General features: G+C 43.0%; 9 protein-coding genes. 7 read left to right on the top strand and 2 right to left on the bottom strand.

The window, feature by feature from the left end:
• Nucleotides 1–315: 315 nt before the first annotated feature.
• The 4 genes from ACYQ2M_RS21865 to ACYQ2M_RS21850 all read left to right on the top strand — a co-directional run bounded on the left by ACYQ2M_RS21865 (nt 316) and on the right by ACYQ2M_RS21850 (nt 2,847).
• A complete protein-coding gene (locus ACYQ2M_RS21865; RefSeq protein ID WP_459918514.1) occupies nt 316–588 on the top strand; it encodes a hypothetical protein in 273 nt (90 codons plus the stop codon).
• 146 nt (nt 589–734) lie between these two features.
• Nucleotides 735–2,159 carry an aldehyde dehydrogenase family protein gene (locus tag ACYQ2M_RS21860; protein ID WP_459918513.1) on the top strand — a complete coding sequence of 475 codons (1,425 nt, stop codon included), beginning with the start codon at nt 735–737 and terminating at the stop codon, nt 2,157–2,159.
• 168 nt (nt 2,160–2,327) lie between these two features.
• On the top strand, nt 2,328–2,582 hold the full coding sequence (locus ACYQ2M_RS21855; RefSeq protein ID WP_459918518.1) for a hypothetical protein: 255 nt from the start codon (nt 2,328–2,330) through the stop codon (nt 2,580–2,582).
• Entirely contained in the window at nt 2,473–2,847 is a 375-nt protein-coding gene (locus ACYQ2M_RS21850; protein ID WP_459918517.1) for a transposase, read from the top strand. The genes ACYQ2M_RS21855 and ACYQ2M_RS21850 overlap by 110 nt, the downstream gene beginning before the upstream one ends.
• A gap of 95 nt (nt 2,848–2,942) precedes the next feature.
• Here the strand turns inward: ACYQ2M_RS21850 and ACYQ2M_RS21845 are convergent, their stop codons facing one another.
• On the bottom strand, nt 2,943–4,508 hold the full coding sequence (locus ACYQ2M_RS21845; protein WP_459918512.1) for a xylulokinase: 1,566 nt from the start codon (nt 4,506–4,508) through the stop codon (nt 2,943–2,945).
• Nucleotides 4,509–4,809: 301 nt separating this feature from the next.
• Nucleotides 4,810–5,979 (bottom strand): ROK family transcriptional regulator, encoded by a 1,170-nt coding sequence (locus ACYQ2M_RS21840; protein WP_459918511.1) that lies wholly within the window; start codon nt 5,977–5,979, stop codon nt 4,810–4,812.
• A 784-nt stretch (nt 5,980–6,763) separates the two neighbouring features.
• On the opposite strand from ACYQ2M_RS21840, the gene ACYQ2M_RS21835 reads away from it, so the two are divergent.
• The 3 genes from ACYQ2M_RS21835 to ACYQ2M_RS21825 all read left to right on the top strand — a co-directional run bounded on the left by ACYQ2M_RS21835 (nt 6,764) and on the right by ACYQ2M_RS21825 (nt 10,336).
• On the top strand, nt 6,764–8,134 hold the full coding sequence (locus ACYQ2M_RS21835) for a sodium/glutamate symporter (protein ID WP_459918510.1): 1,371 nt from the start codon (nt 6,764–6,766) through the stop codon (nt 8,132–8,134).
• Nucleotides 8,135–8,381: 247 nt separating this feature from the next.
• Nucleotides 8,382–8,726, top strand: a complete 345-nt coding sequence (locus tag ACYQ2M_RS21830; RefSeq protein WP_459918509.1) for a (2Fe-2S)-binding protein — start codon at nt 8,382–8,384, stop codon at nt 8,724–8,726.
• Nucleotides 8,723–10,336 (top strand): FAD-dependent oxidoreductase, encoded by a 1,614-nt coding sequence (locus ACYQ2M_RS21825; protein ID WP_459918508.1) that lies wholly within the window; start codon nt 8,723–8,725, stop codon nt 10,334–10,336. The genes ACYQ2M_RS21830 and ACYQ2M_RS21825 overlap by 4 nt, the downstream gene beginning before the upstream one ends.
• The last annotated feature ends 1 nt before the right edge of the window (nt 10,337 follow it).

The following is a 10,337-nucleotide window of genomic DNA, read 5'->3' as shown; positions in this document are numbered from 1 at the left end:
TCTCAATTTACCGGGTGACAGATGATCATTGCTGTAAATACACAGCCAATCAGTTATCGCGACTGATTCTCCCTGTTTTCAGCAGGGGATCAGTCGTTTTTTTTTGAAAATAATATTAATAATTTTCATGTTCTCCATGCACGATGGCAAAGATGGCTTTCATCTTTCTATAATAACATCAAAAAACCATCAATACTTGTAAATTTTAGTTATTATTAGTCAACATTTTTTTTAAAAATATTTATATTGACAATTGATAACCATAACGGGTAGATCATAGGGTAAATTTATTTTTTCAGGGAAAAGGAGAAAGACGTGCCGGCGGTTGCGAACAGACTTAATGAATACAGGGACGATAGTTCGGGTATAATAAGCGATTTTCTGTTTCAGGATATCGGTGCATTTGCTGTACCACATTCCCTTGGTTCACAAAAAAACAGAGTTCTTTTAAAATACAATAAAGACCTGGAGGAACAAGGGCATTTGATTCGATTGAACGAAAGTTTCCTTGAGTCAAAACTTGTAGAATTGGAATCTATTTCATCGCTTTCCGGTATCATTGAAAGATTCACCCTGGCCCATTTGTGACAAAGCCCAACAATTAAGGATCGGCTTCAAAACTACTTAAACTTTTGTTTTTAAAATCCCCTGTCTTTTAAGGGATTTGGGAAACAATTTAGCTTAAGTTATTTTGGAACGATTCCTAAAATCAATTAGCTTAAAGGAAATGAATAATGACAGAGTATTCAATGACAATCGATGGAAAAAAAGTGTTTTCAAACGATACCTTTGATGTAATTAATCCAGCAACAGGTGAGGTCTTTGCCCAATGCCCCAAAGCCAGTGTAAATCAACTGAACGAAGCGGTTACAGCAGCAAGAAAAGCATTCCCCGGATGGGCCGGATTAGCAGATGAAAAGCGGGTGGAAGCCTTAAATCAGATTGCCGGAATTATTGAACAAAATATGGGTGAACTTTCCCAGTTGATCACCCGCGAGCAGGGTAAAACCCAGTCAGGACTCGGAGCGAACTTTGAAGTGGGCGGCTGCATAGCCTGGACCCAGGTGACAGCTTCTTTAAAGCTAGAAACAGAACCCATTGACGATAACCCAGAAGATACACTTGAACTGACCAGAAAACCCATTGGTGTTGTCGGTTCCATCACCCCCTGGAACTGGCCGTTGTTGATTGCGGTCTGGCATATCATGCCGGCCCTTCGCGTCGGCTGCACTGTGGTATTAAAACCCGCTTCCTATACGCCATTGTCAACACTTCGTCTGGTTGAACTGATTAACGATGTTTTACCTCCGGGCGTTCTCAATGTCGTGGCCGGCAGTTCAGATATCGGAAATGCCATGTCCGGCCATAAAGAAATTGATAAAATCGTCTTCACCGGCTCTATCGGTGTGGGCCAGACCATTATGGAACGATCGGCATCCAACCTGAAAAGTCTGACCCTTGAACTGGGCGGTAACGATGCCGGCATTATCATGCCGGGAACAGATATCACCCCATTGCTTGAACCCTTATTCTGGGGCTGCTTTATCAATGCCGGCCAAACCTGTGCCTGCCTTAAACGCCTATACGTGCATGAAGATGATTACGAAGATGTCTGCAAAAAATTCACCGATTATGTGAGCCAGATCCCTGTGGGGGACGGCATGGATGAAGCCAACCTGATTGGGCCTCTGGGGAACGCACCCCAGTTGAACATTGTCAAAAAATATGTTGACGATGCAAAAAGCAAAGGGGCAAAAATTCTCTGTGGTGGCGAGCCCATGCCAGGATCTGGATATTTTTTCCCCCTAACACTTGTGGCAGATGTAACCGATGATATGGATCTGGTCAAAGAAGAGCAGTTCGGCACTGCCATTCCCATCATCAAATATTCAACCATTGATGAAGCAATCGAACGTGCCAATTCCCTGGATGTCGGTCTTGGTGCTTCTGTCTGGAGCAATGACGCTGAAAAAGCCAAAGCCCTTGCCCCGCGCCTTGAATCCGGTACTGTCTGGATAAACGCCCATGGAAAACTCCATCCCATGGCACCATTCGGCGGCGTTAAACTTTCCGGTATTGGATTTGAATTCGGTTTGGAAGGTCTGAAAGCATATACCACCAACCAGGTGATCAGCGTGGCAAAACCACCTGCACAATAAAAAAGAAAAAGGCTCCTCGCTGTTTCATCTGGGTAGCGTATAATCCAGCTTACCCGCTATGGGATAGATCATGGTTGCAATTATCGACATGCTTTTTTATGTTCGGGCTTAATTTAACAAGGCCGTTTTCATGAATCTGTCACCCGGTAAATTGAGAGAATCCAGCATATGCGAGACATCGATCTATTCCAGTTAGCCCTGAACTTGACGGCACCGCGGGAAGTTGTATCCGTAGACTTTGATGCAGATAAGAAACGTCTTGATATTCTACTGGATTTTCCTAAAGGTCGTGTATCCGAAGACTTTGCTGAGAATGATGGGAGGCCAGACGCAGTTGAAGAATCCTGCTGTGATATGTCACCGGCTTTTATCAGCGGCATCGGACAATACCTGCCGAAATCACAAATCACAAATCACGTTTGACAAATTTCATGTCATGAAGGTCATCAACAACGCTATGGATGAGGTACGTCATCAGGAACAAAAAAATCATCCGGAACTGAAGAAAACCAGGTATATTTGGCTGAAAAATTCCGACAAATTAAAAAAGAACCAATCAATACAGCTTGAAGAACTGAAAATTCCGAAATTAAATTTAAAGTCAGCCAGAGGGTATCGTTCGTCTCGAAATTATATCACCATGATCTACCTCATAGCGGGTAATCTGGATTATACGCTACCCACATGAAACAGCGAGGAGTCAAAAATTTGCTGCCTTTGTCAGGGAATGAAGACAACTGACGATGGTGGCGATGTCCAAAAGTTAGTTGAGATTCAAAAGTTTTACGCAAAATCACCTCGAAGTTTATCCGGAGGCGACTGTTTTTCGCCGCTGAATAGATACCCCAAATGTTGGTTAACGTCCTTCAAAGCATGATAGCAGTCTTCAAAAGCCGGAAGCAGCTCGTTATAAATCTCGACGTTTTCAGAAATTGGGATCGTCGTATGTCTTGTTTTGTGAAAACGTTTGATTTCAGTGATATCCTCATATACACCTGCTCCGATACCGGCAAGTGTAGCAACGCCGACACAAGCCGAATCCCATGAGATATTTGTGCTGACAATTGTCTGATCAAACACATCTGCAATAATCTGTTGCCACTGAGGATTGCACCATTCTCCGACCATTCTGATCTTTGTAAATGGTTCCAATAGTTCAATGGAATTTTTTATAATGCCAAGATTAAAAGAAACTCCTTCCAATATACTGCGGCAAAAATCGAATTTTGTATGGCTTGAGCGCAAACCTAAGAATCCACCCCTTGCTTCGGCATTCCACCATGGGGAGCGCTCGCCAGTAAGATAAGGCATAAATAAAAGTCCATTACTCCCCACTTTTGACCGCTCTATCTGGTGGTCAATAAACTGGTAGGTGCTTTTAAGGGGGTGGTGAATACCCGGTTCTATTTCTGGAAAAAATTCCTTCAAAAACCAGTCAACACACAATCCGCCAGCTAACATCGCTCCACCGTTGGTATAGAGATCTGGATAGAGGTAACTGGTTTTTGTTAATCGACAGTCAGGGTCCATATTTTGTGCAGAAGTGACTTGAGAGAGCCATGCAGCCCCTCCCAGATAGATGCACCCCTCACCGGGGCGATTTACTCCAGATCCGATGATCATCGCACGCCCATCACCCACTCCCTGTACAACCAGGGTATGAGTACTCAGTCCGCATTCCCTGGATGCCTCTTGCGTTACCTTTCCCAATACGGTCCCCTGCGGAACAACCTCAGGCATTTTATTTACGTCAATCTCTGCAGCGGCCAAAATTTCTTCCGACCAGCAGTTTTTATATATATCATATACCTGAGTAAAGCCGGCATCGCTGACATCTGTAACGAGCTGTCCTGTAAGCTTGTAATTAATATAGTCTTTTGCCTGAATAAATTTATATGTGTTTTGATAAATTTCTTGCTGGTTGTCGTGAATCCACATCATTTTTGTTACAGAGAAATTAGGACTGCTACGAATGCCAGAAATTTTATACAAACGTTCCGCATCCAACCTGGAAACCAACCGTTCCGTCTGTTGCATGGAACGTCTGTCCTCCCAAAGAATAGCATCACAGAGCGGTATTCCTTTATCACTTACCGGCAAGCATCCCATCATGACAGCGCATAGCGAAATGGCCACGACATCTTCCGGGTTTAATCCTGACAAAAGTATCGAGCAATTTTTACGAAATGCATTCCACCAGACATCCGGGCTCTGCCATATGCGATGGTCATCCCCTGAGCATAGATTATATCGAATGATGTTGTTGCGGACTATGTCACCTTCCAATGTGCACAAAATTGCTTTGCAGGATACATTCCCGAAATCTTGAGCAAGGATATATTGCGTCATCTTTGTCTCCTTTTATTAATATAGTTTACACTCTCAATAAGCCACATGGCAGTAACTACCTGCACAACGAAAATTGAACTCACATTATACAGCACTTTGGACGGAGTTTTTTGTAAAAAGACATATTGGGGTTGGTCATAAGAGCTGATTTAGTAAACAAGCCTATCATTGATCTATATAATTGCTTTCTAGAATCCAGCAACAACAAAAGATCAGACCAACCTGTCATTCCCCTTTGATAGCCCCTGATCTTCAGACCGCAATTGGTTTATCTTACTCTATTTTGGATAATTCTTGTGAGTTATAACCTGTTTTCTTCGAGTGGATTCCATTTATCGAATATTACCTGGTTGATACCACAATAGATCGTATTGCTGCTTTCCAAATCACTGATGAGCTTTGGCATCTTCTCCAGAGTAAATAAACATTGTTGTTCTATAACCGCAATGACATATGGTAAGAGTTTTTCATAAATCAGAGAGATACTGCCCCCAACATAGATCTCTTCGGGATCAAACATATGAATTAACAGGGACAACACCGACCCCAACACCGTACCCTTTTCTTTTAAAAATGATTGGAACTCCTCTTGACTGTCATTGATAGCGTGGGCTTTTCGTTCCCATCGTTGCAGATTTGTCAACTCTTGATTGTCCGCTTCAAACGCTTCAAGCAGCCCATTCAGGGAAAGATCTGTTTCAATACACCCTTTTCTTTCACAACATGAACAAATTTTTGTTGGATTTCCCAACGGAATATGAGAGATATCGGCGGCATAACCGTTTTTGCCACGTATAAGTTCTCCATTACAGATCACCCCCAATCCGATATTTTGGGCAATATGCAGATATACAAGATCCTTTACGTCCCGGTGCTGCTGGTGCATGGAAAGCGAACAAAAATGTGATTCACTATCCACATAGCCCTTCATATCAAAGATTTCATCAACAAGTTCAACCAGATCAGCACCCTGCATCATGGGAACCGAGCAGTTTATCAAATTGCCTGATATTCTATCCACAACACCCGAAACGGCAATTCCCACTCCAACACATTGGATTTGCTTGAACCAATCATACCCCGCAACTTGATCATACCGGTGGCGCGCCTGAAGAAGTACATCTCGTGGCGTTGTACAGGCAAGAATATCGTAACTGTTCTGAAATAGAATATTATTGCGAAAATCCAGGACTGCAAATCCCAGTACATTTTCCACTTGCAGATCCAGACAAAGCGAGCAAAACATTCCATACCGAAAGACCGATTTATATGGAACCCGTCCCACTCCGCTAACAGGTGTTTTTTCAATACGGAGGACATTCTTCTCTTTTAATGCATTGCAAATATTTGAGACGGTGGAAAAACTCAGTCCCGTTATCTGTGCAACCTCTTTCTTTGTCAGATCATCTCTAAAGCGTAAGGTGCTTATAACCTGCTTGATATTATTTGCCCTTATATCCGTGATATCCATTGTTCTTCCCCTTCTTGGACAAATCATACACCTGTCTCTGCTTGGATTTAACAGATGTGTTTATCACAATATTCACTCAATTTTCAACTGGTCTCCCCGATATTCTTCAGCATATGGATAACCGTTGAGAAATAGATACTTAAACTCTTTACTATAATCAATCAAGGAAGTGTTGCTTTTTTACATATATCTTACATTTCGATTTTTGTGTTGCAAGTTTTTTTCTTTTTTTTAAATGCTGAATTTGGACGTATACAAGATTTGAAAAAGGCTACCAACCTAAAGCAGGACAAAATGTGTAAATATCCGGTCAGTGCCCCATCTTCGCCTATTTTGGCCTGTTCACATAGCATTTGTATGCCACGCAGTTCCAAACAAACGAACATGGGGCACTGGCCAAACATTTACATTACCAACCCGAATATTTACCAAAATCTCCAGCTAAGTTCAAAAATATTATCTCATTCCTGCATTTATTTCATTGATGATTAAAACAGAAGGTGAAGAATGGATTCTTCATCGGTACTGAGATTTCAACAGAATAAGATCATTTGAACAAAATATAGATAATTATCCGCATTTTATCAACCAAACAAATCGGCTTGGAAAAAGCTTCGAAATTATATTGACATGAATTATTATAAGTATTATAAAAACACATATCAATATTAATTATATTGGTGCACCTCATAATGAGGCTATGATTACGGAGCTAAAATAAAAGATTCACCAAGCTCGTAATATAGCAATCCTTTTTACTCAAAAATCTATTTTTGGAGGAACAATGACTGTTTTTGACATTTTAACTGATTTGACATTTGCTTCAATATTAATTTTGTTTGGGCAATTTTTACGCGCAAAAGTCAGTCTTTTTCAACGTTTCTTTATGCCAGCCAGTATGATTGCGGGCATTTTAGGATTTATTCTTGGCAAGCAGGTATTGGACATTCTACCTTTTTCATCAGCAATCGGGTCTTACACATACGTACTTATTATATTGATATTCACCATTGTCGGTGTAAATGGTTTTGAGTCGAGTAAAGGCGTTTCCGCAGGAGAGGTGTTTAAGCGGGTGGCAAGCTACCAGCTATTTCGTTTTGTTGCTTATTTTATCCAATTTGCCATCCCTATTGCAGTCACCTTGACACTTTTGAAATGGCTTGTACCCGACATAAATCCCGGTATTGGGATCATGCTGGCTGCCGGTTTTACCGGTGGACACGGAACCGCGGCAGCAGTTGGAAAAACCTTCGTAGATATGGGATGGGCGGATGCCACCGATATCGGAATGACATTTGCGACAGTCGGCATCCTGGCTGGTATATTCGGAGGCCTTGCGTTTATTAAATGGGCAACTCGTAAAGGATACACTGCATATATCAAAGATTTCAGCTTTATCAGCGGGGATTTAAAAACAGGCTTAATTCAAAAGGAAAACCAGAAATCAATCGGCAATGAAACGATTTCCTCAGTCAGTCTTGATACTCTTGGTTTTCACATGGCAATTGTTGTAGCGATTTCAGGAATTGCCTATCTGCTTAATACCAAAATATTGTCGGTTTATGTCGTGAAAGGAATTCCTTTTTTCACAATTTCCTTTATCTTGGGTATGACTTTTTTCATGATTTTCCGAAAAAAGAAAGTATATGACTATATTGATACCCGCATTAACTTGAGAATATCCGGTGCAGCGACAGACCTTCTGGTATTTTTCGGGATTTCATCCATCAAGATCTCAGTGATTATCGCCTATGCCCTCCCAATGCTTGTTTTAGCCATCTGTGGCTTTGTTTGCATCTATATCACTATGCTTCCCCTGGGCTATCTTATGAATAGGGATAGTTGGTTTGAACGTTCACTGTTCTGTTACGGCTACTGCACCGGTGTTTTTGCCATTGGCTTTGTACTTCTGCGTATTGTGGATCCTGAAAACAAGTCGAGAACAATAGATGACACGGCCATGTCACCGTTCATTGGTTTTATAGAGATTCTGATGTGGACATTGATTCCCGCTGCTTTGGTATCCGGTCAGGGGTGGATTGTTGTCGGAATACTCTCTGCGGCAATTGCAGTCTGTCTGGCGACGGCTGTTTTTGGAAAAATGTGGTACACCCAACCATTGAGTGAACGTAAAGGAATTGATGTTAATGATTAGACTGAAATAGGAACTCGACAGGCTGTTACGGAATCCATTTTTTGGAAGGTATGTTACCACATATGCTTATTGATTAAAGAATGGATCACTATATATAGTGTTTTTATGAATGCATTTTTAGTTCTGTAACCGCCTGTCGATTGTTTAAGTGAGCTTTAAACGATTGGCCGATATAAAGTATACATCCGGGAAACTTCTGAAGCAAGGGAGACCGGGCAAAAGAAAAATATGCTTTTGGAATGTAATTATGAGAATAGAAAATCATCCGATATTGGGTTCCTTTGAGAAAGGGAAGAGTGTGGAGTTTACCTATGACGGCTGTCCAATGAAGGGCTTTGCTGGGGAACCTATTGCTGTGGCACTAAGGGCTGCAGGTGTTATTCAGCATCGGTATACCACCAAAGAACACAAACCACGAGGTATCTTTTGTGCTATTGGCCGGTGTACAGATTGTGTCATGGTTGTAAACGGCAGGTCTAATATTCGTACTTGTGTTACTCCATTGGAAGCCGGAATGGTAGTGGAAACGCAACATGGTACCAGGGCGGCTTCGGAGGTAAAAAAAACGCCTGATGAGAGGATTGCCGGATGAAAAGAATAGAATTAGCGATTGTCGGCGCCGGGCCTGCTGGTTTGTCAGCAGCCATTGAAGCTGCTCGGCATGGATTGGAAGTGGTCGTTTTCGATGAAAACCAGAGACCCGGGGGACAACTGTTTAAACAGATACATAAATTTTTCGGATCCAAGGAACACCGGGCAAAAGAAAGGGGCTACAAAATCGGCCAGGATCTGCTGAAAGAAGCGGAAGCGCTTGGTGTAAAAGTAGTGCTAAATACCATCGTTACGGGTATTTTTGACGGTCTGGAACTGGTGGTTGCCAAAGACGACTATGTGGAGCACTTGAGGGCAAACGGAATAATTATCGCAACAGGCGCTAATGAAAATATGATCCCGTTTTCGGGATGGACTCTTCCAGGCGTTATGGGAGCGGGCGCTGCCCAGACGATGGCCAATTTACATGGAGTACGTCCGGGGAAAAACATTCTGATGGTGGGTTCCGGTAATGTGGGAGTTGTTGTAGGTTTGCAGCTTTTACAGGCTGGATGTAATCTTAAGGCACTGATTGATGCGTCACCTCACGTCGGCGGCTACGGAGTTCATGCGTCAAAGATCGCACGGACCGGCGTTCCCTTTTATTTGAGTCATACCATCAAGGAAGTATATGGAACCAATTCGGTGGAAGGGGCTATAATTGTCGGGGTTGACGATAGATGGCAGCCTATTCCTGGAACGGAAAAAAATATTGAAGTAGACACAGTCTGCATGGCAGTCGGTCTCTCTCCCATGTTCCAGCTGAGTAAAATCGCCGGATGCGAGATTGTGGAAGATCCGAGAAAAGGGGGATTCGTCCCCGTATGCGATGATTATGGTGCCACTACGGTACCTGGTATTTGGGTTGCCGGGGATGTTTCCGGAATTGAAGAAGCCAGCTCCGCCATGCTTGGTGGAAAAATCGCCGGGGCGGCGGCAGCAGTACATCAGGGATATCTGCAGGAAAAAGATTTTTCTTCCCGGTTTGAAGCCTTCAGGGGGAGTTTAGAACAGTTGCGGGGGGGACAATTCGGTCATAAGTTGAAAAATACCTTAGTCACCCACACGGAAGAGGGAATCCTTCTTTCCAGACAACTGCTTGACAGAGGCTATCTCAGTGAGGATGAAATCCAGTTGTTTCCCGGGGTTCCCGATCAGGCAACGCGGTTAAAAGGGATGACCCCAGTGATTGAATGCACCCAGAATATTCCATGCGACCCTTGTCGGGAGGCCTGTGTGAAAGGCTGTATTCATGTAAGTGATAGGATGACGGATTTGCCCACCATTAATCATAATGCGCAGTGCACCGGGTGTGGAATGTGCGTGGCAGCTTGTCCGGGACAGGCGATCTTCCTGGTCGATGAAACGTATAATGATGAAGAGGTCTTAATCGGAATCCCCTATGAATTTTACCCACTTCCCGTAGCCGGAGACGAAGGTTCTTTGACCAATAGGGCTGGAGAAAAGGTCGGAACCGGAAAGATTGTCAGAACCCAGAAAACGAAAGGGATGGACGGGACAGCAGTACTTTGGATTTCTGCTCCCAAGGAGTTATCAATGACAGCAAGATTTTTTAAACCTCTGGGCGCAGCTGCGGGAAGGGAGGTATAAC

The organism is Desulfocicer niacini, from assembly GCF_054657595.1.
Note: the sequence above shows the minus strand (reverse complement) of the source record. Positions and strands in the feature narration are given on the sequence as shown.